Here is a 23,473-nt window from a genome sequence, read left to right on the forward strand (position 1 = left end):
GGCGGCGTTCATTGTTTCAGCGAGGTACGGCGGTGAGTTGGATGATGACGCCGGCGCGGCTGGGGGTGGGGTCCGTGGTGATGCGGCCGGTGATGGTGAATCCCTTACGTACGGCGTTCAGTGCTCTCTCCTGGTCGTCGACGGAGACGACGAGGCGAAGCTTCATCATCATGATCTGTCCTTTCTACTTCTCAGATCCACTCAGGACGTGGTGGACGGCGGCGAAGCTCACGACGCGGCCTCGGGGGTCGCGGCTGGGCGTTGAGGACAACGAGGTCAGCAGTGAGAATGGCCGTGGTCACGGTTTTTCTTTCTGATTCTGAGTCCTGTTCGGACCGACCAAGCTATGCCGCTTTCCTGTTGGGGATGCGGCGGGGTCGGGTGCTTCCGAGGCGGAGGCCGTTGGTGATGGTGCGGGTGATCTCGCGATCGGTGCAGTCGCATTTGGGGTTGGTGATCATGTGTCGCGCGGCGTCGGCGAGATCAGAAGCGGCTGTAGCCGGGGGGAGTGCTCCTGCGCCGCAGAGCTGCCCGAGGGCGATCGACGAGGCGAGCAGAACACGACTGTGCGCGCCCAGTGCGGCCGTGGCGACCCGTTCGCACTCCCCCTGGACGGCGGCGTCCACATAGGCTGGCAGACGCTCTGCGGCCCTCACAGGACGCCGTGAGACGGCCGTAGACGGCCTGGGAGCCAGTAGTCGGGCTAGCCACCCCGGCAACGGCGCCGGGGGGAGGTCTTCGACGAGCCGGTAGACCCCGTCAGGCGTGATCGACCCAGGGGCCAGGACGTACCCGCCGTGGCCCCTGGTGTCGATCAGCCGTTCGGGGTCTTGGGTGTTGCCGAGCCGCACGCCGGGCGGTTGTTGGTAGTACAGGTGGATGCCGCCGCGCGGGGTGGTGACGGTGCGGGTCTCCCACATCGCCGTGAAGTCGCCGCCTTCCCTTTCGCACAGCGCGGCCAGGGCGTCGGCTCCCCAGGCGAATCCCCCCTCGGCTTCAGCGTTCTTCGGCGGGAGGGCGCCCGGTTTCGGCTGGTCGAGGTCGATCACGAGCAGCCCCGCCCGACCACAGGCGATGCCGATGTTGTGGGTGGCACGGGACCACGCCCGCCCGATGCGGTCGGGGTCGGTGATGGCCAACTCCTCCCAACCCTGATGCCCATCACGGCAGTAGCCCTGCCTGGTACACCGCGCCCCGCCATGGAAGAACGAGGCCGGTTTCTTCGCCCCGATGGGGTCGTTCGGTGCGCGCAGGGGAAAGACCGGCCAGCCGCGCCCCGCCGCGTCGAGGGCGGCGGAGCGGAGCGCGGACCGGATGTCACGGGTCATTGGGCCGTGCGGCCGGTGCCGCAACAGGACTCGCAGAGACACGGCTCAAGACCCTCGACCGGGTCGAGGCCGCCGCCGAAGCAATCCCCGCACCGTCCGAAGCGGCGGGTCATGTGGGCCGTGCCGTCGACCCATCCGCGCAGGTATCCCCGGTGGTAGTGGCACCAGCCGTCCGGGGTGCAGTGCGCGCAGTCGTCGATGTCGGCGGCGTCGGGCGTGAGGTGTCGGTGGGTGTCGGTCGTCATCGGGTCACCTTTGACGGGGACGGGGTGGTGTCCGGGTGGTGGTCGAGGACGTAGTCAGCCGCCCAGATCGGCATCGGGTCGTGCGTCCGGTAGGAGCGGATGATCAGCCGGGTGCCGATGCTGCCGTTCGCGCGGATCTGCGGGCCGCCGATGGTGACGGACACCGACCAGTCACCGTCCTGCTGACGGATGAAGCGCACCTTGATCAGCAGAGGCACGAAGGGACGGTCTTGTCCGCAGCCCTCGGTCAGTGGCGCCCGGTGCTGTTGGGGGACCTCCGCCCAGATGGTGCGGACGTCCTGGTGTCGCGGATCACGCGCAGGGTGTATCCAGCGCAGCAGCTCCGGCATCTGGCAGGCGTGCTCGTCGAAGTCGATCATTATCGCATCTCCCCGTGGGTGTTGGTCGGGTGCAGGGCAGGCAGCGGGCGCGGGCGACGAGGGCGGCGGCACGCAGCCGAGACCGGACATCTCCGGTCATCGCTTGATGACGCGGGGCCGGTGGATGTCACGGTGGGTGATGCGCACGAGGTAGCCGCGTTCGCGCAGTCGAGCGGCGATCGCTTCGACGAGCGTGACGGAGCGGTGTCGCCCGCCCGCGCACCCGATCGCGAGACGGACACCCGACCCGGTCGGCCGGGCTACGACGTCGGCGGTGAGTTCGTCGACCAGCGCGGCCGCTCCTGGGGCGCGGAGCACCACGGCCCGGACCGTCGCGTGCAGTCCGGTGAGGTCGAGGTCGATGGCGTCGGCGGGGGTGCTGATCACGTCGCGGTCGTCGCCCCGGTCGATCATCACCTCCCCGCCGGGGTCGAACACTTGCGCGAAAAACGTGTTCAGCGGTCGGTCCCAGCCGATGACGACGGTGTGGCCGCGTCGGCCGGGCATGACATGACGGCTCATCAGAGGCCCCCCCACTGGTCGTCTCCGATGTGCTTCCAGCTACGCCGGAGCGAGGCGGGGAGGAGGAGGTAGTGCCGGTCGCAGATGTGCAGGTGGCATTCCGGTCGTCCGTGCCGCCAGGCCCACATCTGGCGGCCGGGGCACTGTCCGCTGCCGTCCCACCGGGGAACGTCGCAGCGCGCCGAGTCAGACATAGCGATTCGTCACTTTCTGTAGTTGTCGGTTGGGTGTGAGGCATCGGGCGGTCACGCACTGTGTGACCGCCGGTTCTGGGATGAGATGGCCGCGTAGCGGCTCGACACAGGGTTTCGCTTGCCAGCGGCGGACCCCTCTACCTCCCGCTACCGCGCTGGTGGGAAGGGGCTACCGGGGCCTCTACCGGGGTAGAGGGAGAGGGTTACCCGCCGTCGGTGTGACTCTCGCCGTCGGTAGCGGGTCGGGTAGACCCCTCCCCCTTTACTCCGTCACCCTCGGTATCGGAAGTCGGTCGGGGAAGGGTTGCCCCGGCCGGGACGGCGGCTTCCAGATCGGCACGGCGGTACCCGGCCCGGTTGGTGCCGTCGATCTTGACCTGAGTGCCGGTCCGCTCGACGCCGGCGCGTTCCAGCTCGACCGCCAGACGCTCGGGCGTGTAGCCGCCGTACCGGTGTTCGTCGGCGTTGGCGAGCCGATCGAGGATCGTGGTCGTGTGCATCCGGGCCACGCCGTGCATGACGTACAGCACGTCGGCCAGCACGGGCGGGATCTCCACCCCGGCCGCCTCGGCGGCGGCCACCGTGTCCTCGGCGGCGTCCCCGGTCAACGTCCCCTCGTTCTGCCGCAGCACCCGGCCACGAGCACAGATGACAGCGAACGTGGGGACGTCCATGAAGTCGCACCGGGGGATCTCGAAGCTCCCCGGTCCGGTGACCAATACCCCGACGCCCTTGTGGTCCTCGGACAGGATCGATGCGTCCGCGCCCTGGGCGGCCTTGCCCTTGCCCAACACCATGTCTGACGAGGTGCGGTCGACGACCTGTGTGCAGTACCGGTAGGTGATGATTTCCCGGAGCTTCGTCGGCACGGAGTCTGCGTCGGGCCGCTGGCTCGCGGCGTTGAGGATGAACCCGGCCGCCGGGGCACGACGCGCCAATCTGCACAGCTTCTCGACGACCTCCTCACGGGTCTTGCTGTCCATCGCGGACAGATACTCCTGCAACTCATCGATAGTGATCATCGTGACGGGCATGTCGTACTTGCGGCTGATCTCCGGCGTCAGCTTGCCCTCAGGACACACCGACATCGGCAGGGAGCCCAGAACGGTGAACCGCCGTCCCATCTCGACGATCAGCTCGTCCACCATCGCGATGAACCGGGCGATCGCCTCATCCTCGGCGCCGATGACCAGGCGGTGGGCGACCGACCGCATGGGCATCCAGTCCGCTCCGCCCTTGCCGTCGGCGACGTAGTGCCGCACCCACGGATCGAGTACCCCGGCGGCACTGGGCAGCCGTTGAGCGAACGTCTTGCCCCGGCGTGGCAAGCCGCCGAAGAACATCGACTGCCACATCAACGACAGGTCGATGCGGCGTCCGCGTGCGTCCTGTCCGAAGGGGATGGGCTCCCAGATCGAGAACCGCGGGGCGTCGACCAACGGCGACGGCGTGGGCGTACCGAGGTACGGGTCGTCGTCGGCCACCCACAGTCCGACCCGGCCCGCGTGTCCGCCGGCAGCGGCGCGAACCCGCCACATCAATACCTGGATCTCGTCGACTCCGAGTTCGGCGGCCACGGTGTCGCGGCGGGACAGGACGTCGGCGGCGGTCTTCCCGCCGCCGCGCGGCAGGTCGAACGTCGTCGCCCACCCGCGACCGTCCCGCAGGATCGGCGTCACCAACGCCGGTGTCGCCTCTCCCTTGACCAGCCCGGCCGCCCGCAGAGCGGCCGTGAGCATGTCGGCGGTCATATCCACCCGAGTAGGCAGAGAAGGCGCCGCCGTCGCGATGGGAGCGCCCACCGGATGCCCCAGCCACGCCGCACCACCCACGGCGGCAAAGCTGGTGAGGGTCGCCCAGGTGCCGAACGCGGGCAGCCAGACCCACGCGGCACCGATACCACCGGCACCGACGAGGAGACCGACCGCGCTCAGCCTCATCCGTCCGCGACGCACCTCCCGCCGCAGCGCGTTCAGCTCCCGCGCCTCGGCCAGGCGTCCCGCCGTGCGGTGGGCGCGGATCTCGTCGGCGAACTCATCGCGCGCCGTGATCCACCGCCACCCCCGTCCCACCGCGATGACCGCCCCACGGACGGTCCACCAAGCGATGCGCGCGCCGTACACCGGCAGCCGGACCAAGTGGAACAGGGCGTGCCGCCCGGCGAAGTCCGCCGCCCATCGCACCGTCGCCGAGGCCGTGGCCCGATCCCGCAGCCATGGAGGTAGCACCGTCGGCGGCACCGGGGGGGCGTCGACGAGTTCACCGTGCAGCACCGGCCCCACCACCGCACCCGACTCGGCGGGTGCGGTGGTGGGTTGTTCGTCATGACCCGCCGACGACGGGAACGGAACGACGTTGTCGCGTCCCTCATCGTCGGCGGGGTGCGCCTGCGCGCTCATCGGTGTCTCCGTGCGTGCAGCAGATGTGCCAAGGCGGCGCCCATCCCGAGTACGGCCACCGGCAGACACGCGACGACCACAGTGATCGGCCACGGCGCGGCAGTGATGCCCGCCGCGACCATGAGGTGATAGGCCACCTGTCCCGCCGCACCCACGATCAGAGACCCGATCGCAGACACCTGAGCGAACCTGCGTGCCTCGGGCGGAACGTCACCAGAGAGCCAGACCCGCAAGGCGTAGGCCGCGTAGACCTCCATCCCGATTGGGAGAGTGATCGCGGTGTTCAGCGCCAGCGAGTCCCAGATCCCCGGCAGCGGGTTCACAACCCCGAACCCCGTCAGCTCGCCCAGACCGACCCAGCCCGACCAGATCGCGACGAACGCGGGCAGCGCCAACAGCAGCACCGGCCACGCTGCCGGGGGCTTCCTCGGTCGTTCTCGCACCTCGACCGGAGCGGGCGTGCCTGGGTCTACGACTGGTCTGACCTGCTCTGGCGTCACCTGCTCGGCGTTGTCGTCACGTGGTGCCGTGCTCGACGGGACAACAGTCGTGTCCGGATCAGACTCCGGGTCTGCTCCTGCGTCCTCACCGCCGGTCGGTGCGTCCTCACCGCCGGTCGGTGCAGCCTCACCGCCGGTCGGTGCAGCCTCACCGCCGGTCGGTGCAGCCTCACCGCCGGTCGGTGCAGCCGTCGACTCGTCGGCATCGGTACTCTGGACGAGGTGAAGCCGAGCCGGTCCGCTCTCGGTGGTCCGCTCGGCGTCGGCCCGCAGCACATCCACGATCGCCGTCGCCTTCGGCCCACCGATGCGGAACTCACGCATGACGCGGTTCCGGCTCGGAACAGACCCGAGTTCGTCGGCAATCTCGCGCGCACGCGGTAGCAAGTCCGCGATGGCGGGTGGGTACGCGCTCCCCTTGGTCTGTGTCGTCATCGTCGGACTCCTCTCACGAGCATCGGTCGGGTGTCGGTGGTGGCTCCAAGAAGTCGCGCGGTGGCGGCCCCGGCGAGCAGGCCGGGGACGGCCAGCACGCACCAGTGCCACACCAGGCCGACTTCGGCGGTGAGGACCGTGTACTGGATGGCCACGATCACCACGGCGGCCACCACGGTGCGCAGGGCACCGACGGTCATCCGGGTGATCTCCCGTGTGGTTCGCTCGGCGGTGCGCACCGTTCGGCGCGCGGATCGCCACACCGCGACCAGGCCGAGACCGGCGAGCATGATTGCCACTCCGACGACGACCAGGCCGACGTGCCCGCCGGTCATCGCTTGTCCCGCTTGCGCATCTCTTCCATCCGGCGCATCACCTCATCGATGAGGTGGCCGTGGACGCTGTCAGTGCGGTCCGGGTCCTCCGCCATCACGCGGCCTTCTTCCGCCGCAGAGCACGCCGCTCCTCAGACGTGGTCCCGCCCCAGATGCCGTGGTCCTCACCCGTGGTCAAGGCCCAGGTCAAACACTGCTCGGTGATCGGGCACCGGCCGCAGATCTGCTTGGCGTTCTGCACTCCTCGGAAACTGACTGGGAAGAACACCTCCGGGTCGTGCTTGCGGCACTCGCCCTTGCTACGCCAGTCGCGGGTCATCGCAACCCCCCGTCGGGTCGCGCCGTCAGGTGAGCATCGGCGCGGGCGATGTCCCCGGCGGCTGCGAGCCGGTCGGCGACCTCGGCGATCAGGCCGGCGGTGACGGCCACGATGCGCGCGGCCAGGGTGGCCACGGTGATCAGCACGTAAGCAACTCCGGCCGGGACGGTCAGCCACCGTAGGACCAGGCGTGCGGGTGAGGGTGATATTCGCTGTACCATCGGTAGTTCCCTTTCATCGGATGGGAGGGAAGAAGCCCGGCCCGGCGGGGATTTCTTGGCGGAAGCCCGCCGGGCCGGGGCATTACAATTTCTGTACGATCTTCGCGGTCTTGTAGATCACGCTCGTCAGGCTGTAGTGGTTCGCACCAGCCGTCCCGGCCGCCTCGATCCCGAGTTCGACACAGTCACTGAAACGGCGAACGTTGGTGATTCTCACCGGCATGCGGATACGGTCTTCCAGGAATCGATCTCCCACAGCGAGTCGACCAGCAGCAATCCGCGTCATGTCATCTGCCTCTTGACCCTGTTCGCGAGTGCCGTCTTCCCCATGCACGCCAGAACGTGAAGAACCGCTTTCATGTCGGCGTCGCTCACCGCCGCACCCGACGCGGTGATCACCCGGCCAGATTTGCTCACGCTGAGAAGAACCATTCCCGCGTTCCCGTGCACGCGAACCCAGAATCCGCCCGACCCGTCGTCGGTCACTCCGAAATTCTTCGCCATCACACGTTCTCCATTCTCACAGATCGTCGGCGTCGAATCCGATCTTTCGCAGGACAACGGGATCGCTGCGGCGGATGCCGTCCTGGACCCACTTGTGGCAGCGGCCCCCGCCGCAGGTCGCGTCGAAGTCTCCCTTCTTCCCGACCGGCGCCGACGGCTTACCGCACTTGATGCAGGTGGGCCGGGCACCGCGACTGGCCAGCTTGCCCCGCGCCTTCTCGATCGCCTTGCGCGACAGATTCTTTCCGACCGATCCCAGGAAAGACATGCTGATGATCCCTTCGTGATTCTTGATCTCGACGCCGTCTGACGACGGGTCGCGGTGCCCCGGCCCGACTCGAACGGGCGGTCCGCCTGCGGAGCGGGGCGAACTGCTAGTAGCCGAGTGCCTTGGCGCGGCGGTAGATCTCCCGCGACATCTCCTTCAGTTGAGCGATGTCAGCAGGCTTGGCATCCGGCCTCAGACGACGCGTCTTTCCGGGGAGATAGATTCGCTCTCCCAGTTCCACGGAAGCGCTGATCAGTCTGCTGACCGCCTTGATCTCGGCGCGTCGATTCGAATTTGCCGCGATGGACTTCGGCAGCTCCTTCAGCAGCGTGAGCGCGTCCGTTGGTGCGAGCAAATCTGGAATGCGCATGGGTGTACCCTTCTCACGTCTCGTCTAGGGATGAGGCAGGGTCCGGGCGGGGCTTTCTCAGGGCATCCCGCCCGGTCCGTCACTTCTTTCCGTCGAACGGGCGTCCTTTGACCCGAAGGTGCATCTCTTCCAGAACCTCGATCATCGCCGCCGGAGATGACGCCTCCCGCAACAGGTAATCGATGATTTTCTGTGCGGTCTTCATGTCTTTCGCGTTGATCGCCGCGTGCAGAGGCTTGATCTTGGATCTGAACAGCAGCAGATCATCGCGCCTCATGCCACCCGCACCTTCTCCCCGGTGCGAAAGGTCAGCGGCTTCGACTTCGTCCGCCCTGCGGTGCCCGGCGCGCACACCCACAGTCGCACCAAGGTGGGATTCTTTCGGTCGAACTCATTCACGATGACAATCTCCCACCGAGTGTCATTCACGATGATCTGATGACCAAGCGTGAGCTTCTCCACGGCAACCATCTTCATTCCGAATTCCCTTCTTTTGTGAAACAGTCCCAGCACCGCCGATCGGTGCTGGGCGGAACGCAATACGGCATCACCCGGCCACACGCCCCCCGGCAGCGGCGGCGGGCGGTCATCGCCGCGTCCAGCGCGATCCGCCCGTCAGCGACCCGGTCGGCGACCTCCCACCGGCCGGGCCACAGCTCCACCGACACCGACATCACCACCCACGGCCCTGCACGGCGGGCGTCCGGACCCGACCGGACACCGTGCGGGCGATGGGAGCGATGCGCGCCGACGGGTCGGCGGAGATCGTGATGTCACCGGAGACCGTGCGCGCCGTCAGATCGGCCGACGGACCGGTCCCATGCAACCGCACGTCCCCAGAGACGGTCGAGACCGACGCCGGGCCGCTCGCACGCAGATCGACATCGCCCGAGGTCGTCTTGACTCGCGCCCGGTCCACGAGCGTCGGACCGACAGACGACCGAACATCACCAGAGACCGTCTGCGCGACCAGCGATGACACCGTGTCCACGGCCACATCGCCCGAGACCGTCCACACCCACGCCTCCGACACCGTGCCCAGGGTCCGCACATCGGCGGACTCGGTCGTCACCGAGATCGCCGTACCCGTCGGAACCTCGACCAGCACCGACACCGCCCCGCCGAACACGTGACCATTGGCCATCTGAGCGCCGACGATCCGACCGTTGATCACCGTCATGCCGGTCACCACGCCGCCCCCCGTCGGCCGGGGCACCGAAATGCGCACCACGCCGCCGTCCCACCGGGCATCAGCCCGATAGATCAGCCCAGCGGCCACCTCGTCACCAGGCGACATCGGTGACAAGGTGACCGTGATGCCCGGACGATCACTGGCACGAACCGTCACGTTCCCCGCTCCGACATCCACGACAACGGCACGCGCACTATCACCGTCAAGCACACGAACTGAATCCACTGTGACTCCCCATTCCCTATTCGAATCAGATCAACGCCGTGCACAGAGCAGCGACGAACAACCACCCCTGATGCCACGACTGATCGAGCACATACGCGCCCGTCCCCAACGACGGGTTGTCATCCCGGTTCTCCCGAGGAGATCCGAGACGGTAGAACTGGCCCTTGCCAGTGACCTCAGCCAACTTCTTCAGCGTCGACCTACGGTCTGCCCAGTAATGCGTGATCGCGCTCACCGCCTGCCCCAGAACGAAACCGGCCGGAGTGATCGCCAATCCGAACGCGACCCAGAGCACTGCCACCACCACGGCCGTGACTGTCGTGTACACCGCCACATGCCCCGCACACGCTCGACGACCCGCCCACCCGACCAGGCCCTTGCAACCCGCCTGATGTGAGGACTGAAACCAATGATCCGCCACCATGTGCGCGACCAACAGGCCAGGCAGCACCACGGCGAACGTCACCGCCGACACCAGGTCCACCACCATCACGTCACCGCCGACGCAACGCCCGACGGAATCTCGCGCTCCCGCACATACGCCAGAAGCGATGCCTCGGGAATGCGGACAGCACCACGAATCCGCAACGCAGTGAGCGCACCGGCGCCGACTTCTCGATACACCGTCGCCGGCGACACATCCAAGATCTCGGCGGCGACCTTCACTCGATAAAACTGCATCCCTGTCTCCCTTCACGGACGAGACGAAGACCTCCGGACACACCGGGGATCAACGAAACATCCGGCACGGGAAGTGCCAGAGAACAATACGGGGGTAACCTCAGCTTTCGATCTCCCAACATCGGCGTCCAATGCCACACATCCGCTCACCGCATCGAACGCGGGTCATCGCAGAGCGCTGCCAGGGGTGCAGGCGTCGTTACCCCTCTGAACTTGTCAATGAACGCGGCGGCGGTGCGCGGCCCCGTCATAAGGAGGCCCTTCATCCGCCGCACTGCATGTTGAACATGTTCATAGTGACCATGGCGGCCCGCCCCGCGCAAGTGGTTGAATAGAATGAACATGTTCTATCACTCGTTTGGAGCAGTGCCGGAGGTGCACCGATGGGGCTCGAAACACCCTCCTACCAGCGGATAGCGTCCGAGTGGGCGGCAAAGATCGACAGCGGCGCGCTTGCCGACGGCGATCAGCTACCGACCCGGCCGCAGATGGAAGAGACCTACGGGGTCAGCAAGCAGGTGATCAACACCGCGCTGACGCTGCTGCTTCACGAGGGCTACGTCGTGAGCCGCGCGCGTCACGGCACCACCGTGTACCGGCCTACTCGGGTTCGTCTTCCCCTCACCCGCTTCGAAGACAACCGTCAGCCCATTGATTCCTTCGTTGCCGCAGTTGAGAAGCAAGGAATGACGGCTAGCCAGACCATCTCTGTCGAGACGCTTCTTAATGAGCGTATCGCCGAGAAGCTCGAAGTCTCTAGCAGTACTGCATTGATCGCCCGGAAACGGGTTCGCAGCGTGAACGGAATCCCTTACGCTCTTGCGGACTCATATTTCGTGCGCAGCCACGTGGCAGGAAGCCCGATCGCCGATCCCAGCGACATCCCTACCGGGGGTCGACACGTGATGGCCAAGCTGGGTATTCCCATGGACGGTAAAAGTGTCGATCACGTAACGTGCCGGCGCCCAAGTTCCGCTGAGATTGAGAGTCTGGACGTCGCCCCCGGCGTCTACGTGATTCAACATGTTCGAACGTCTTTCAGGATTGACGATACTCCTGTTCGACACATGGTGAGCATTTTTCCTGGCGACCGGTGGGAACTTGAGTACGTCGTCGGAGGGAAAAATGAGTGACCGATTTCGGATGAGATTGGCCGCAATTGAAGACCTGAATGAAGCAGCGTCCTTGATCGAGGAGCGCTCTTTGTGGATTGCAGAAAGGGGACTAGATCAATGGTCGCTTCCCATAGTCGATCCGCGAGAAAGGATGGCGGAGAGAATACGAGAAGGAAAAGTATGGCTGCTTGAGTCACCAGCCGGCCAACTGGCCGGAACGATCACGCTTGGCGATTCAGGAGAACCATTCTGGAAAGACGCAACACCGGCCCTGTACCTTTCGCGAATGGCCACCACAAGGAAATACGCGGGAAGAAACCTAGGTGGCGCAATGCTGAATTGGGCGAATAATTACGCGCTTGGCAAGGTCGGCAAGCTCAGACTTGACGCATGGAAGACGAACGCGGATCTACATCAGTATTACTTGAATCAGGGGTTCTTCTACATGGGCACGGTCCACATCCCAGGGCGTCGCAGCGGAGCACTCTTTGAGCGGCCAGTAGCCGAGCAAATCGAGATTCCATACCTCACTTAGAGCTTTCCCCTGCAAGGGCCGCGCTCCGCCGGATACCCGTCCGCTGAGCCCGTGGACCACCTGTGGACCATGCGATGTCGCGACGGTGGAGAAAACAGCAACAGCAGACCATCAGGCAGACCTGAGGAGAAGCACTTCGCGCAGGTCAGCACTTGACCCAACGTCCTGGGGGTCAAGGGGTCGCAGGTTCAAATCCTGTCGTCCCGACGGTCGCGAAGCCCCGCTGAACCAGGCGAAAGCCCAGGTCAGCGGGGCTTTTCGTGTGCCGATGTCGATCTTCCTCGTCCGTCCACTGTGGCCTTCTCGGCGGCTTGCGACCGGTTCTGGGAGGATTCTGGGAGGATCCGCTTGACGAACGCGATATGGGGTCGCGCCGGCGACACCCGCCAGGTCACTAACAGGTAACGATCCCGGGTTCGCTCCTGCCCACGGTATCCGGTACGGCTTGGGGCAGCAAAGTGGCGGAGATTTTCAGCAGGTGATCAGACCGGGCCCGCCGGGGGCGCTCCCCCGGATCCCCCAGTCGATCGACAGCCCGCCGACGAAGATCACCATCGTCGGTTGACCAGGGCCGACGCCGACCCCATCCTCACCGAACCGGTGAACCCTTCGATATGAACGACGCCTCGCAAGAGCCGCCACCCGCGCCACTACGTTCACGGCAGGCAGGGTCGAGCCCCTCGGGGAACCGTCGGACGTGGTTCAGCGTCGTCGAACACACCCGGAGGCACCCCTTCCGCCCCCCACCAGCTGCTCCCAGCAGCTCGTCGAAGCCGACCAAGCCGACGGGCACCGAGCAACCACAACGAGATCCGGCCGTAACCGGCGAATCCCGCCCCAGCCCGATGGGCCGATGGCCGACCTCCTGCGGGCTCGGATGCCAGAGCGAGTCGACACGGGTAGCCGGTGCATTGCGGGTTCACCTCGATGGGACCCCGCCCAGCACCGGTCAAGCCGCGCGGCCGAGATCGGAACCAAGGTGGTGGCCCGCCACACCGTTGATCCAACCAGCGTCACCGCGCCGCGAGCAGCGACCTCCCGGACGCCCCCCCCCCCCACTCGTTCAACGGCAGATCACCGAGCCCCACAGTTGCAGGCAAGACTCCTCGTAGGAGCGATAAAGACCTCTGCTCGACCGGGCGAGGCTCGCGATCCGCATGCCGTTGGAACTCCGCGTAGGAGCGATGAAGACGGGGCCGGACTCTGGCAGGTCGGCGAGCGGCGCATGTTGGAACTCCTCGTAGGAGCGATGAAGACTCGGCGCAGCCGTCGAGCTCCATTCCGGCGTTCCAGTTGGAACTCCTCGTAGGAGCGATGAAGACGCGGGTACGGCAGGATCGGCGGCCGTTCGACGTCGTGTTGGAACTCCTCATAGGAGCGATGAAGACTCGTGAGGACACCAACGAGGGATATACGGGCCGTGGTTGGAACTCCTCATAGGAGCGATGAAGACGATTCGGCGGTCTTGGGTTGGCCGAGACTGAATTTGCCGTTGATCTCGTGGAGGGCGCCGTGGTCGGGGTCGATGACGATGCGGGCGTCGTCGAGGTGGGTGTTGTGCCGTTGCAGCCCGAGGAGTTCGCCCCAGCGGGCGCCGGTCCAGGCGGCGGTGATGATGAGGGTCCCCGCCCAGGCGCCGCCCAGGGCGGTGGCCTGATCGGCGATGGTGAGGACCTGCTCGTGGGTGGCCCACTGCCGTTCGGGGGCGCGCGTACGTCGGCGGCGTCCTCGGCGGCTGGGGCGGATCGGGTTGGCGGGGATCAGGCGTTCGTCGGCGGCGTCGGCCAACAGCATCGACAGGAGCTTGACCATGGTGGCGACACTCGCGGGGGCGTGACCGGTGGCACGGACCTTCTTCGACCAAGCGGCCACCGCGATGCCGGTGATGTCCCCGATGGCGACGTCGCCCCACCGGGGAAGCAGGTGATTGCGTAGCAGGCTGCGGTACTGATTCTCCGTGTTGGCGGCGAGATCCAGCGCGTCCATCCAGGGAACGCTCCACTCCGCGAGAGTGAGTCGGCCGGCGGCGGGGTCGATCCAGTTGCCTCGTCGTTGATCGCTCTCCATGTCCTCGGCGTGATCGGCAGCGGCTCGCTTCGTCGCGAAGCCCGGCAACGATCCGAGGGTGCCGTCGTCACGCACGTACCGCACACGCCATGACCTCGTGCCACGCTTCTCCACCCATGCCACCGCATTTCTCCCTTCACCCGCCGTGCCGCGGACGCGCCACGACACCATGGACGCTCCAATCACCACAGAGAGCCAGCTACCCGCCCAACCCACAGCCGGGCAGCTCAGAGCGCCGAACGCGACCGACGGACGTCGCGGGCAGGACGGGCTCCGGCAGCGATCACCGCCGTCAGGTCAGCCTCAGAGAACCGCAGGTGCTTACCGAGAAACGTGCACCGAATCAACCGACGCCCGGCCGCACGACGCAACCACGACTCCCGCACCGCCAACAACCGCGCCGCCTCGGCCGGGCTGTACAACAACACCGACCTGTCCCGAGGACTCACCGCCTTCTCTCCAGTCCTAGAGATAGTCGAGCTACCCGACTCAGGCCCAGGCGCCGCAGACGACGCCCCTCGTGACCGCGAAGGAGGACGGTAGGCAGTGCCGCTGTCGATCAGGTTCACGAAGACCTCCACAGGCGAGTCGGAGCTGACACCCCTGAACTCCGCCGAGAAAGCCGAAATTCGACAGCAGAACCACGACTTTCCACCCCCTCAGACCCGACACCTCACCCGGCGATGATCAAGCGGATCCCGAGGCTCCGGTCGGTCGACCTGCAGTACGGCCAAGCCCGCACAGTCCGGGGCAACTCGCCACGGGACGCCAGGACGATGGCCATCTAGATGTCGCAATAAGGCTCCGGCCATGAAAGCCGGGGCAACGCTCGCGGCGCGTCCCCAGCACCCGGCAGTCCGGGCGGCCGCATGTGGCCCGCCAGTGAAGGCCGGGTACAACCGGCGCCCGCAGGGACAGCGCGTATGCGGTCCGGTGGCCGCAATGAGGCCCGGCCGTGAAGGCCGGGTGCGACCCGACGTTCGTGCTGACCGTGCCCCGCGTCTTCGAGCCGCAATGAGGCCCGGCTGTGAAGGCCGGGTGCGACCCTGCCCGATCAGGGCTGATCGGCTGGCACAGTCTGGCGGGCTCGCCGATATCCGGACATCATGGACGACTCGCCCGAGATCTACTTAAGACTGATCCAGCGTGTCGGCAGACGCTTCCCTCCCCGAAGCTCCGCGCAGAAGGACGTCCAGTGGACGCTCCAACCGCGCCGCGAGTCCGGCGCTGGGGCACGCCGATCGCGCTCATCCCCGAGGCCCATCTGGCGTTCAAGTCGCCGAGTCGAAGCCCGCTCCCGCCACTCCGGAATGCCGCAGCCCGCTATCGAGATGTACTCGATGATGCACTCGACCACGTCGCCACGCTGCACCACAGCTGCTCGTCCGGAGACGACAGCACGAGGGACCGCTCAGGCCTGACGGTTGACCGTAGTCGTGACCACGTAACGCTCCAATGATCAGCCGAAATGTCCGCAAGCGGGAGGATTCCGGGAGGATCGTGGCGACCACAACTACGTTCGACCGCCCCGCCCGCATGTCCCGCAGGAACCTCACCACCGACTCGATCGGCTCACCCACGGGCCCGAGTAGCACACACGCCTTGGCCTATCGCCCCGCGTCACGCAGACCACAAAGGCCCGATCACCCGATCGAGCGCCCATGCCCGAACCTGTCGAAGCGTCCAAGAGCGGCGGCCGATCTCAGCGGAAGCCCGGTCAGCGGCCTGCGGGACGTCCATCCGGGTCGACCATCTTGATGGCACCGTCCTGCTCTTGCAGGACCACGTCATCCCGGTACTCACCCACACCGAGCGCGGCAACTTGACCCAGGCTGACCATCCGCACGATCTCGTCGTCGCGTTGGAAAACGAAGAGGTTGCCCTCCTGGACGTAGTCACCGTCGTAGGTACCGTCACCCGTCATCTCGACGGGTCGACCCAGTTCTCTCTCGATCGACGCACCGGTCGCGGGTCCGGTGAGGACGTGCACGGAGGTCCAGTCGCCGGGGGCCAGCTCCTTGAACGGCCGCGAGCCGCCGGACCGGCCCAACTCGACGATCGCGGTCTCGAGCTCCACGTCGAACTCCACCTGCACTCCCGAGGTGTTCGCGCCGCATCCCGCCACCAGGGCGAGCAGTGCAAGCAGGGGCAATATCAAGCGCATGTCAGTACTGGTCCGGAGTCGCCGACGGTTCGCCGGGGTCGTGGTCGTCGCCGCGCCCAGGATTGTCCGTCGGCCAGGGGTCACCACTGGTATCGCGGGTCTCGCCCGGGTTCACCTGATTGGATGGCACTAGGGTGTCGTTTTTGTCGATGACCACCATTCTGCCATCCGTGACCGCCTGCTCGACCAATGCGGCCAACTCCTCGGAACTAGCGTCCGGATTGGCTCCCGCGATCTCGCGGCCCACCTCATTATTGTGCAGATCCATGGCCACCGGGATGTGGTGGCCGGCCGGGTTCCGCTCATGTGCGGTGGCGAACTCGCCCGCCCATTGCTCGCCGTAACGCTGTGTCATCAGAGCATTCCAGTAGGCGTGCCGGAACGCGTCCGCGTGCCCATCGGTCCCGCCCTTTCCCTCGAACATGCTTTCCGAGACATGCAGTGCATCCTGTCGGATGTCGCCGAACTCCTGAAGTCCGAGCAGTCCCTTGCGCTTCTGCAGGTCGTCGAGCATCTGCGCCTCGGTCTGGGTAAGCCGTTCCTGCGGGATGTCTCTCAGTTCCGCGATCCAGCCAGCCAGACCGGTTGGCCACATGGTCGTATCGTCAGTCCTGACCTGGTACTCGGCTAGCAGATCGCGATGCCGCTGCTCATCGACGATACGGTCCTCGCCAGCCTCCGCCGCCTCCGCCAGCGTCGTCGCTCCCGCGTCGTCGATCTCACCGGACAGGATGTGTGCGAGCACGGAGTTCAACTCGGTGTCGATCGTGGCCGCACGGCCCAGGATGCCCTGCACCTCCGCGTGCAGGGTCATGAGCATGAGGAATCCCTCGGAATCCGCAGTTTCGACGACCTCGCCGTTCTCGATCCGGTATCCGTTCCTCAATGCGTGCTCCTCGGTCGCCTCGACGCTGCGGACCAGATCCTGCACGGCTCTCTCAGTGTCATCAATGATCGTCACTGCAGCGGACAGTCGAGCAACGAGGTCCTCAAGCGCTTGGCGACGGGCCCGGAGATCACTCTCCGCAGCCTCCGCCGCATCCCCGCCCCACTCAGCCGGCTTGGCGCCATCGAGCTCGTCCTGCAGACCGACGACCAATTTGTTCTGTGCGGAGAGATGGTCACCGACCTGACCGATCATGTCCGGCCGCCACTGCCTGATCTCGTCCCAAGTGGCCATCAACCGCCTACCGTCTGGCCGAAACCATGCGCATTCGCATCGTCTCGCTCCTGGTAGTCATCGGCGGCCGAGTTCAGGTTCGCCGCGTAGGAGTTCATGCCCTCGGCCCAACTCGCGCAGCTGTCCTCCCAATGCGGACCGAGTTGACCGGCGGTCCCAGCGGACTCCGTCCCCGGCAGCGCGGTGGCGAGCTCCGTCACCCGACCCAAGTCGAGCGTTCGCACGACATCCGCTGCCTGCTGCGCGGCGTCAGCCGCAGCGCGCAGCGCTGCTGGATCGACCTCGAAATCCGTCACCCTTCCCCCCTCCCTCCCCTACCGAGGGTATCAACGACACCGCAGGCTGTATCCGTGATTGCCGGAAATCCGGGAACTCTCCTTCGGAACCGGAACTGTCGACCTGACGTGGCGTCATCACACGCCGCAACGGGCCCCATGGTTACTCTGCGTCGATCATGTCGCTACAGTCAACGAACAGTGCTTTCCCGACTCCTCACGGAGCCGTGACCTACCCAGGGATTGACGAAGCGACGCTAGCCGTCGCGTCGTCTACACCGGCAGATACGGGCTGGGCCTGCCATACCAGCTGATCCTCAGCGTGTCGCGGGCACGGGTCGCGGCAACGAAAAGCAGCGAGCGTGCTTTACGTTCCTCGCGAGCGGAGCGCTGTTGATCCTCCTTCCGGTAGCGCTCGATCACGGCCGTGCGGGGAATGACGCCATCGCACACGCCGACGATCGCCGGCTTCTGGTACTCGAGTCCCTTGAAGCGGTGCATGGTGCCGACGTGAACCTCACCATCGCCCTTGGGGCCGTCCTTGGTGAGTTCGGCGCAACTGATCTCCGCCTGCGTCGCGAGATAGCTCATGACCTGGGCGACCATGTCCCGATCCGCGACACAGACTGCCACGTTGCCGCGGGGGTCGCGCCGAATCCCGTTGTCTCCAGTGGAGATCTCTGTGCGCCAATTCTTCAAGGCTGCGGCGAGCTGGATCAGTTCGTCCTCCCATGATGAGCAGGCCGCGAGTTCGGGGGCTGGACCATGGAGCACCGAGCGATAGCCCTCGAGAGTGTCGGCACCGTCGTCGAGGTTGTCGTAGGAGACCTTCTGCGGATCGACGACTCCGATCGCGCGAGCGAGGATCTCCCGCGTGGTGCGGTAGCTGAGGGTCAGCCGTGAGGAACGACCACGGATGTTGACACCCACCGTGCCGAGGGTGACCTGATGGTCGTAGATGCGCTGGTGGGTGTCGCCGGCGATGAACAGGTCATTGGGACTCTTCGGGACCATGGCACGCAACATCGTCCAGTGAGCGGCGCGGAGATCTTGGGCCTCGTCGACGACCACATGCCGATAGCGGTGACTGCGATAGCACCTGCCCGAACTGTCGTCGGGCTGGGCCTCCTCCGCGCCACCAACCGCCTCGTTGTCCCGCCGTGCCTCGATTTTCGCAGCCCGCTCCATCGCGAGGCGAGCCGCCCGCTCCGCAGCCTGGCCCCAGGTTTCGATGCCTTCCTTGTCCAGACGTACGGTGAACTGTTCCAGCAGTTTCCAGATCTGGTTGCGTTCCGGGCGGGTGAGCGATCGGCCGCGACCTGCGCGACGGGCATCGAAGTATGCCTTGCGGGTGTTCAGTGACTGGCCGAGAACGACCTGATCCCACTCCTCCAGAAGGAACTCGGCGTCCCAGCGTTGGTCGTCGACCTCAGCGAGCACCTGACGGAGGACGCCGAGCGCCACGGTGTCGAATACCCGCTGCCTACCGACGCCGACGCTCTCGCTGAGAACTCGTGCGGCGAGCTGGTCGATGTGAGTGATTTCAACGCGGGCCAGCAACTCGGGCTCCAGCAGCGAGGCAAGGCGGGCACGCAGGTCCGTGGTGAGGTTCTTCGTGAAGGTGGTCAGCAGGATCGGCTTGTCTGAGCCTGGCGACAGCTGTTCGGCGAGGTGCTTCACTCGGTGCAGAGCAACGATGGTCTTGCCGGTGCCCGGTCCACCGACGCAGCCTTGTCGACCGGCCAGAACCAGAGCGCACACCAGGCGTCCATAACGGTCTTCAACCGCCAGTAGGGCGTGTCGACGGCGTGGAAGAGGTCCTCGAAGACCTGCTCCTTCTGCACCGCGTGCTCCGGCCGCCGCAGGAAGCCGAACTCGGGATCGGTCGGATCAGCGCCCCAGACGTCGATCCGGCGGGCGATCGCCTGCTCGGAGATCTCCATTCGCTCGACGACGAGCGCCCACAGGAACTCCACCCGCCTGGCGGCGTCGCGCAGCCGAGTGAACTGGGACGGCGCCTCTGGTTGGGGCCGGCCGTTCTTCATCTTGGGCTCGCCGGTGTTCTTGTTCAGGTGCGCCGTACTGCGCTTCGGCCGTTGGAGGACACCCCGCCGCCAGGCAGCAAGCTGCGCCACCTCGCTGCCCGCCAGGTCTTTGGCCTCGCTTATCCCGGTGACCGCCGCCCATCCCGGGTTCGGCAGGAGGAACTGGTGCACCGCGTCCGGTGGCAGCGGCTGCTCCACGCCGTCCTTTCGAAACGGCAACGGGGTCGGTGCCAACCCGCCCTTCGTCTTCAGCCACGCCTTCGCCGCCGAGGCGACGTCCTCTCCCGCGTAGACCGCTCGTCGCCCACCGATGAGCGAGTTGCCGCGCCGCAGGTGCAGGCCGAACCAGGGTGCCCGCATGCCGGGGTGCATGGTGTTGAGCCACAACGACACCTCGGCCAGCTCGACGCCGCTGGACTTCCGGCCGCATCGGGCGGCTGCCTGGGTCGCGGCAGGTACGTCATCGCCCCGGGCGGGCAGCTGCTCGCCGGCTCCCTGCCGCGCTTGGCGATGTCCGCCTGGCAGGCAGGCACCGTTCTGAGCCACGCCGCGACCTTCTCGCTCACCGGTCTCCGCCGGGGTCTTCTTCGTCCTGCCGCCCGGTGGCCTCGGTGGCCCTGCCTCGGGCCCCGCGTCCGCTCACCGCACATCTGTCCGTCACGCAGCTGGTCGCCGCGCAGCTGGTCGCCGCGCACCATGGTCGCCACGGGCCCGCGGCTTGCCCGTCGCCCTGGCCGTCGCCGTCGCCGCCCGCCTTCGACCGACGGCCGATCGCGGGCTGGCTGGTCGTCGGTCCTCTCGTGGAGCACTGGTGTGAGCACTGCTCGCCCAGTTCGGGCGTGTGCGCCCACACCGGGGTGATCAGCGGCGCCGGGCTGATCCGACGGGCCGACGGTCGTGGATCAGGAGCGCGGCGGGTTTCAAAGCGTGGGAAGCCGATGTGGTCGAGTCGTCGCCCCCTGGGGCGGACCCTGGTCGACGGCTGGTCTCTTCCGGCGCAGGGTCCGGTCATCGCCGGGGGCGGTGCACGCCGGCGGCACCACCCCCGGGCGGACGAGCTAGCCGACCGCGGGGGAGTCGGTGTCGGCGTCGCAGCAGGCCGCCGCGGCCGCGGTGGGGCTGTCCTGGCCGTAGGAGGCGGAGTCGCCGGTCACGGTGTAGACCTCCCAGGATTCCTGGCCGGGGCCGTGGACCCAGACCTTGTCCTGTTCGGCGTAGCAGCAGGTGGTGCCCTTCTCGACCAGGGTCTCCATGCCCTCGCCGGTGAGCCGCCGGGAGGCGGCGTCGACCTCGTCGGTGGAGGCGACCTCGACGCCGAGGTGATCCAGCACGGTGGCCTGGCCGGGTTCTCCTTCGAGCAGGACGAGCTTGAGCGCGGGCTCGGTGACGGCGAAGTTGGCATACCCGGGGCGCCGCTTGGCCGGTTCGGCACCGAACAGCGTCGAGTAGAACGCGATCGAGCCCTCGAGGTCGCCGACGCGGAGGGCTAGTTGGACGCGAGACATGAACGAGCTCCCTTGGATAGATGACTATCGAAACAAGACGGGATGCAGCTTGCCCTCTATCTCGAAGACTGTCAATATAGACACATGTCGAAGCAACTGCCGGTGGCGGCGATGGACGCCTGCTGCTCCCCACTGGCCCGCGAACCCCTGGCACCGGCGCAGGCGGTCGAGCTGGCGAAGATCTTCAAGGCCATCTCCGATCCGATCCGACTGCGCCTGCTCTCGCTGATCGCCTCCCATGCCGGCGGGGAGGCCTGCGTCTGCGACCTGACCGACGCCTTCGACGTCACCGGACCGACGATCTCCCACCACCTGAAGGTGCTGCGCGAATCCGGGCTGATCGACGGCGAACGACGGGGCACCTGGGTGTACTACCGCGTCCATCCCGAAGTGCTGTCCCGACTGTCCACGGTGTTGACGCCCGCCGGCCGCGCCGCCGTGATCTCGACGTGAGCGTCGCCGAGCAGACCACCGCCCAGCCGGGTCTGGTCGGGAGGCTCTCGACCCTGGACCGGTTCCTGCCCGTGTGGATCGCCGTCGCGATGGTCGCCGGTCTCCTCGCGGGTCGGGCCGTCCCCGGCCTGGACACCGCCTTGAACGCGGTGTCGATCGACGGGATCTCCCTGCCGATCGCCGCAGGCCTGCTGATCATGATGTACCCGGTGCTGGCGAAGGTCCGCTACGACCGCGTCGACACCGTCACCGCCGATCGCAGGCTCCTGTGGTCTTCCCTGGCGCTGAACTGGATCATCGGCCCGGCGTTGATGTTCGCCCTGGCGTGGCTGCTGCTGCCGGACCTGCCCGAGTACCGCACCGGGCTGATCATCGTCGGACTGGCCCGCTGCATCGCGATGGTCGTCATCTGGAACGACCTCGCGTGCGGCGACCGCGAGGCCGCCGCCGTCCTGGTGGCGCTGAACTCGGTCTTCCAGGTCCTCATGTTCGGGGTCCTGGGCTGGTTCTACCTCGCGGTGCTGCCCGGGTGGCTCGGCCTCGCCCAGACCGACCTCGCCGTGTCGGGCTGGCGGATCACCAAGAGTGTGCTGATCTTCCTCGGAGTCCCCCTGGTGGCGGGATTCCTGACCCGACACTTCGGGGAGAAGGCGAAGGGCCGCCAGTGGTACGAGACGAGGTTCCTACCCCGGATCGGCCCGGTCGCGCTCTACGGCCTCCTGTTCACCATCGTCGTCCTCTTCGCCCTGCAAGGCGATCAGGTCCTCGGCCGCCCGCTCGACGTGCTGCGCATCGCCCTGCCGCTGCTGGTGTACTTCGCGGTGATGTGGGGCGGCGGCTTCGCCCTCGGCAAGGCCGTCGGACTCGGCTACGAACGCACCACGGCACTGGCGTTCACCGCGGCGGGCAACAACTTCGAGCTGGCCATCGCCGTGGCCATCGCGACCTACGGTGCCACCAGCGGCCAGGCACTGGCGGGAGTCGTCGGCCCGCTCATCGAGGTCCCCGTCCTGGTCGGCCTGGTCTACGTCTCCCTGGCCTTACGTCGACGCTTCACCCGTCCCTCCCCCGATTCCGCGTAGCCGCCTGACCGAACAGCCACCGCCGCGCAGGCCGACCGGGCGTCGACATGGAGCGCTGCCGCCTCGGTCGACCACGGGTGCGGGCACGACTCGACGCGCACAAACGCTCGGCCCGCCGCCCGCTTCGACGAAGTCTGCCGCGCCGACACCGGGGCAGGCCTCGGCCACCACGACTGGATCGACTCGCCGAGACCGCCTCCCTCCACTTCCGCCGGCCGTGCTCGCGCCGCGGTCCACCCCGCGCCTCCAGGCCACCGCTGAGAACGAAGGAGCCACCGTGTCCGAACTTCCCGAGGTGCTGTTCGTCTGCGTCCACAACGCCGGCCGCTCCCAGATGGCCGCGGCCCTGCTCCACCACCACGCCGAAGGCCGGGTCGTCGTCCGCTCCGCCGGATCCGCCCCCGCCGACTCGATCAACCCCGCCGTCGTCGCGGCGATGGGCGAACTCGGTCTCGACCTCACGAAGGAGTTCCCGAAACCCCTCACGACCGAGGCCGTCCAGGCCGCCGACGTCGTGATCACCATGGGCTGCGGCGACGCCTGCCCCGTCTTCCCCGGCAAGCGCTACCTCGACTGGCGACTCGACGACCCCGCGGGTCGGGGCCTCGACGCCGTCCGGCCGATCCGCGACGAGATCGACCGACGCGTCCGTACCCTGCTCACCGAACTCACCGCCGTCTCCGACTGAACAGCCGACACACGCTGCCCGGCCGGCGCCTCGGGTAACCCGCGCCCGGGGTGACCGGGTGATCGATGCCCGACCCCGGACGCCGACGTTGCCTCCAGGTCGTCGTCGACACTCGTCCAGGCCTCCGACACCGCCCGGCCGCTCATCAGCGATCACCTCCGGCACGTCACGGGCCGGCACCGTATCCGGGTGTCTCCCGCGCCGTTCCGCGTGACCCGATACGGAAGCCGATGACGGCCATACCCG

At 66.9% G+C, this 23,473-nt stretch carries 32 protein-coding genes; 6 read left to right on the forward strand and 26 right to left on the reverse strand.

The genetic code is table 11. The features are described from left to right. Positions 1 to 16: 16 nt before the first annotated feature. The 18 genes from AHOG_RS28695 to AHOG_RS17390 all read right to left on the reverse strand — a co-directional run bounded on the left by AHOG_RS28695 (position 17) and on the right by AHOG_RS17390 (position 10,118). Positions 17 to 172 carry a hypothetical protein gene (locus AHOG_RS28695; RefSeq protein ID WP_157736875.1) on the reverse strand — a complete coding sequence of 52 codons (156 nt, stop codon included), beginning with the start codon at positions 170 to 172 and terminating at the stop codon, positions 17 to 19. Between the two features lie 172 nt (positions 173 to 344). Continuing rightward, complete coding sequence (locus AHOG_RS17310; protein ID WP_157736876.1) at positions 345 to 1,328, reverse strand: bifunctional DNA primase/polymerase; 984 nt, start codon at positions 1,326 to 1,328, stop codon at positions 345 to 347. Next, positions 1,325 to 1,573 (reverse strand): hypothetical protein, encoded by a 249-nt coding sequence (locus AHOG_RS17315; protein WP_093942290.1) that lies wholly within the window; start codon positions 1,571 to 1,573, stop codon positions 1,325 to 1,327. The genes AHOG_RS17310 and AHOG_RS17315 overlap by 4 nt, the downstream gene beginning before the upstream one ends. Then, positions 1,570 to 1,953 carry a hypothetical protein gene (locus AHOG_RS17320; protein ID WP_093942291.1) on the reverse strand — a complete coding sequence of 128 codons (384 nt, stop codon included), beginning with the start codon at positions 1,951 to 1,953 and terminating at the stop codon, positions 1,570 to 1,572. Before AHOG_RS17320 ends, AHOG_RS17315 begins: the two co-directional genes overlap by 4 nt. 96 nt (positions 1,954 to 2,049) lie before the next feature. After that, complete coding sequence (locus tag AHOG_RS17325) at positions 2,050 to 2,475, reverse strand: RapZ C-terminal domain-containing protein (protein WP_093942292.1); 426 nt, start codon at positions 2,473 to 2,475, stop codon at positions 2,050 to 2,052. Between the two features lie 397 nt (positions 2,476 to 2,872). Next, the gene (locus AHOG_RS17335; protein WP_093942294.1) at positions 2,873 to 5,068 is read right to left on the reverse strand and encodes a hypothetical protein; all 2,196 of its coding nucleotides are present in this window, start codon (positions 5,066 to 5,068) and stop codon (positions 2,873 to 2,875) included. Beyond that, positions 5,065 to 5,511, reverse strand: a complete 447-nt coding sequence (locus tag AHOG_RS30010) for a hypothetical protein (RefSeq protein WP_245856278.1) — start codon at positions 5,509 to 5,511, stop codon at positions 5,065 to 5,067. The genes AHOG_RS17335 and AHOG_RS30010 overlap by 4 nt, the downstream gene beginning before the upstream one ends. Before the next feature lie 488 nt (positions 5,512 to 5,999). Then, complete coding sequence (locus tag AHOG_RS17345) at positions 6,000 to 6,338, reverse strand: hypothetical protein (protein WP_245856279.1); 339 nt, start codon at positions 6,336 to 6,338, stop codon at positions 6,000 to 6,002. A 94-nt stretch (positions 6,339 to 6,432) separates the two neighbouring features. Then, positions 6,433 to 6,657, reverse strand: a complete 225-nt coding sequence (locus tag AHOG_RS17350) for a WhiB family transcriptional regulator (protein WP_093942296.1) — start codon at positions 6,655 to 6,657, stop codon at positions 6,433 to 6,435. Continuing rightward, entirely contained in the window at positions 6,654 to 6,803 is a 150-nt protein-coding gene (locus tag AHOG_RS28700) for a hypothetical protein (RefSeq protein ID WP_157736877.1), read from the reverse strand. Before AHOG_RS28700 ends, AHOG_RS17350 begins: the two co-directional genes overlap by 4 nt. 357 nt (positions 6,804 to 7,160) lie before the next feature. Next, positions 7,161 to 7,382, reverse strand: coding sequence for a hypothetical protein (locus AHOG_RS17355; protein WP_157736878.1), 222 nt, complete (start codon positions 7,380 to 7,382; stop codon positions 7,161 to 7,163). Positions 7,383 to 7,398: 16 nt separating this feature from the next. Then, entirely contained in the window at positions 7,399 to 7,650 is a 252-nt protein-coding gene (locus AHOG_RS17360) for a hypothetical protein (RefSeq protein WP_093942298.1), read from the reverse strand. Positions 7,651 to 7,756: 106 nt separating this feature from the next. Further along, complete coding sequence (locus AHOG_RS17365) at positions 7,757 to 8,020, reverse strand: hypothetical protein (protein ID WP_157736879.1); 264 nt, start codon at positions 8,018 to 8,020, stop codon at positions 7,757 to 7,759. A 79-nt stretch (positions 8,021 to 8,099) separates the two neighbouring features. Then, positions 8,100 to 8,297, reverse strand: coding sequence for a hypothetical protein (locus AHOG_RS17370; protein ID WP_093942300.1), 198 nt, complete (start codon positions 8,295 to 8,297; stop codon positions 8,100 to 8,102). Beyond that, positions 8,294 to 8,497, reverse strand: coding sequence for a hypothetical protein (locus AHOG_RS17375; protein ID WP_157736880.1), 204 nt, complete (start codon positions 8,495 to 8,497; stop codon positions 8,294 to 8,296). The genes AHOG_RS17370 and AHOG_RS17375 overlap by 4 nt, the downstream gene beginning before the upstream one ends. Positions 8,498 to 8,693: 196 nt before the next feature. After that, entirely contained in the window at positions 8,694 to 9,437 is a 744-nt protein-coding gene (locus AHOG_RS17380; RefSeq protein WP_093942302.1) for a DUF4097 family beta strand repeat-containing protein, read from the reverse strand. 25 nt (positions 9,438 to 9,462) lie between these two features. Further along, positions 9,463 to 9,927, reverse strand: a complete 465-nt coding sequence (locus AHOG_RS17385; protein ID WP_093942303.1) for a DUF3307 domain-containing protein — start codon at positions 9,925 to 9,927, stop codon at positions 9,463 to 9,465. Further along, positions 9,927 to 10,118, reverse strand: a complete 192-nt coding sequence (locus AHOG_RS17390; protein ID WP_093942304.1) for a helix-turn-helix domain-containing protein — start codon at positions 10,116 to 10,118, stop codon at positions 9,927 to 9,929. Before AHOG_RS17390 ends, AHOG_RS17385 begins: the two co-directional genes overlap by 1 nt. A 383-nt stretch (positions 10,119 to 10,501) precedes the next feature. Here AHOG_RS17390 and AHOG_RS17395 point away from each other — a divergent pair, with 383 nt between their 5' ends. The 3 genes from AHOG_RS17395 to AHOG_RS30270 all read left to right on the forward strand — a co-directional run bounded on the left by AHOG_RS17395 (position 10,502) and on the right by AHOG_RS30270 (position 13,208). Next, a complete protein-coding gene (locus tag AHOG_RS17395; protein WP_093942305.1) occupies positions 10,502 to 11,251 on the forward strand; it encodes a GntR family transcriptional regulator in 750 nt (249 codons plus the stop codon). Next, positions 11,244 to 11,768 carry a GNAT family N-acetyltransferase gene (locus AHOG_RS28705; RefSeq protein ID WP_157736882.1) on the forward strand — a complete coding sequence of 175 codons (525 nt, stop codon included), beginning with the start codon at positions 11,244 to 11,246 and terminating at the stop codon, positions 11,766 to 11,768. Before AHOG_RS17395 ends, AHOG_RS28705 begins: the two co-directional genes overlap by 8 nt. A 1,314-nt stretch (positions 11,769 to 13,082) precedes the next feature. Then, positions 13,083 to 13,208, forward strand: coding sequence for a hypothetical protein (locus AHOG_RS30270; RefSeq protein WP_281258031.1), 126 nt, complete (start codon positions 13,083 to 13,085; stop codon positions 13,206 to 13,208). Here the strand turns inward: AHOG_RS30270 and AHOG_RS17400 are convergent. The 8 genes from AHOG_RS17400 to AHOG_RS17435 form a co-directional block, all read right to left on the reverse strand. Next, on the reverse strand, positions 13,203 to 13,958 hold the full coding sequence (locus AHOG_RS17400; RefSeq protein ID WP_157736883.1) for a site-specific integrase: 756 nt from the start codon (positions 13,956 to 13,958) through the stop codon (positions 13,203 to 13,205). The two genes, AHOG_RS30270 and AHOG_RS17400, sit on opposite strands and share 6 nt — an antisense overlap. Before the next feature lie 104 nt (positions 13,959 to 14,062). Then, complete coding sequence (locus tag AHOG_RS30355) at positions 14,063 to 14,416, reverse strand: helix-turn-helix domain-containing protein (protein WP_342746034.1); 354 nt, start codon at positions 14,414 to 14,416, stop codon at positions 14,063 to 14,065. A 1,136-nt stretch (positions 14,417 to 15,552) separates the two neighbouring features. Next, the gene (locus AHOG_RS17410; protein WP_245856280.1) at positions 15,553 to 15,999 is read right to left on the reverse strand and encodes a hypothetical protein; all 447 of its coding nucleotides are present in this window, start codon (positions 15,997 to 15,999) and stop codon (positions 15,553 to 15,555) included. 1 nt (position 16,000) lies between these two features. Then, positions 16,001 to 17,179, reverse strand: a complete 1,179-nt coding sequence (locus AHOG_RS17415) for a DUF6973 domain-containing protein (protein WP_093942308.1) — start codon at positions 17,177 to 17,179, stop codon at positions 16,001 to 16,003. Then, positions 17,179 to 17,475 carry a type VII secretion target gene (locus AHOG_RS17420; protein ID WP_093942309.1) on the reverse strand — a complete coding sequence of 99 codons (297 nt, stop codon included), beginning with the start codon at positions 17,473 to 17,475 and terminating at the stop codon, positions 17,179 to 17,181. Before AHOG_RS17420 ends, AHOG_RS17415 begins: the two co-directional genes overlap by 1 nt. A gap of 252 nt (positions 17,476 to 17,727) precedes the next feature. Beyond that, positions 17,728 to 19,134: a UvrD-helicase domain-containing protein gene (locus AHOG_RS17425; protein ID WP_245856281.1), complete on the reverse strand. Its 1,407-nt coding sequence runs from the start codon at positions 19,132 to 19,134 to the stop codon at positions 17,728 to 17,730. Beyond that, positions 19,131 to 20,045, reverse strand: coding sequence for a hypothetical protein (locus AHOG_RS17430; RefSeq protein WP_211290431.1), 915 nt, complete (start codon positions 20,043 to 20,045; stop codon positions 19,131 to 19,133). The genes AHOG_RS17425 and AHOG_RS17430 overlap by 4 nt, the downstream gene beginning before the upstream one ends. A 512-nt stretch (positions 20,046 to 20,557) precedes the next feature. After that, the gene (locus AHOG_RS17435; protein ID WP_093942311.1) at positions 20,558 to 21,004 is read right to left on the reverse strand and encodes an ArsI/CadI family heavy metal resistance metalloenzyme; all 447 of its coding nucleotides are present in this window, start codon (positions 21,002 to 21,004) and stop codon (positions 20,558 to 20,560) included. 84 nt (positions 21,005 to 21,088) lie between these two features. Between AHOG_RS17435 and AHOG_RS17440 the strand changes: the two genes are divergently transcribed. The 3 genes from AHOG_RS17440 (at position 21,089) to AHOG_RS17450 (ending at position 23,227) form a co-directional block, all read left to right on the forward strand. Beyond that, on the forward strand, positions 21,089 to 21,457 hold the full coding sequence (locus AHOG_RS17440) for an ArsR/SmtB family transcription factor (protein WP_093942312.1): 369 nt from the start codon (positions 21,089 to 21,091) through the stop codon (positions 21,455 to 21,457). Beyond that, positions 21,454 to 22,539 carry an ACR3 family arsenite efflux transporter gene (gene arsB, locus AHOG_RS17445; RefSeq protein ID WP_093942313.1) on the forward strand — a complete coding sequence of 362 codons (1,086 nt, stop codon included), beginning with the start codon at positions 21,454 to 21,456 and terminating at the stop codon, positions 22,537 to 22,539. Before AHOG_RS17440 ends, arsB begins: the two co-directional genes overlap by 4 nt. A 277-nt stretch (positions 22,540 to 22,816) precedes the next feature. Then, on the forward strand, positions 22,817 to 23,227 hold the full coding sequence (locus tag AHOG_RS17450; protein ID WP_093944545.1) for an arsenate reductase ArsC: 411 nt from the start codon (positions 22,817 to 22,819) through the stop codon (positions 23,225 to 23,227). The last annotated feature ends 246 nt before the right edge of the window (positions 23,228 to 23,473 follow it).

Source organism: Actinoalloteichus hoggarensis, from assembly GCF_002234535.1.
In the GTDB taxonomy this organism is placed as follows: Bacteria; Actinomycetota; Actinomycetes; order Mycobacteriales; family Pseudonocardiaceae; genus Actinoalloteichus_A; species Actinoalloteichus_A hoggarensis.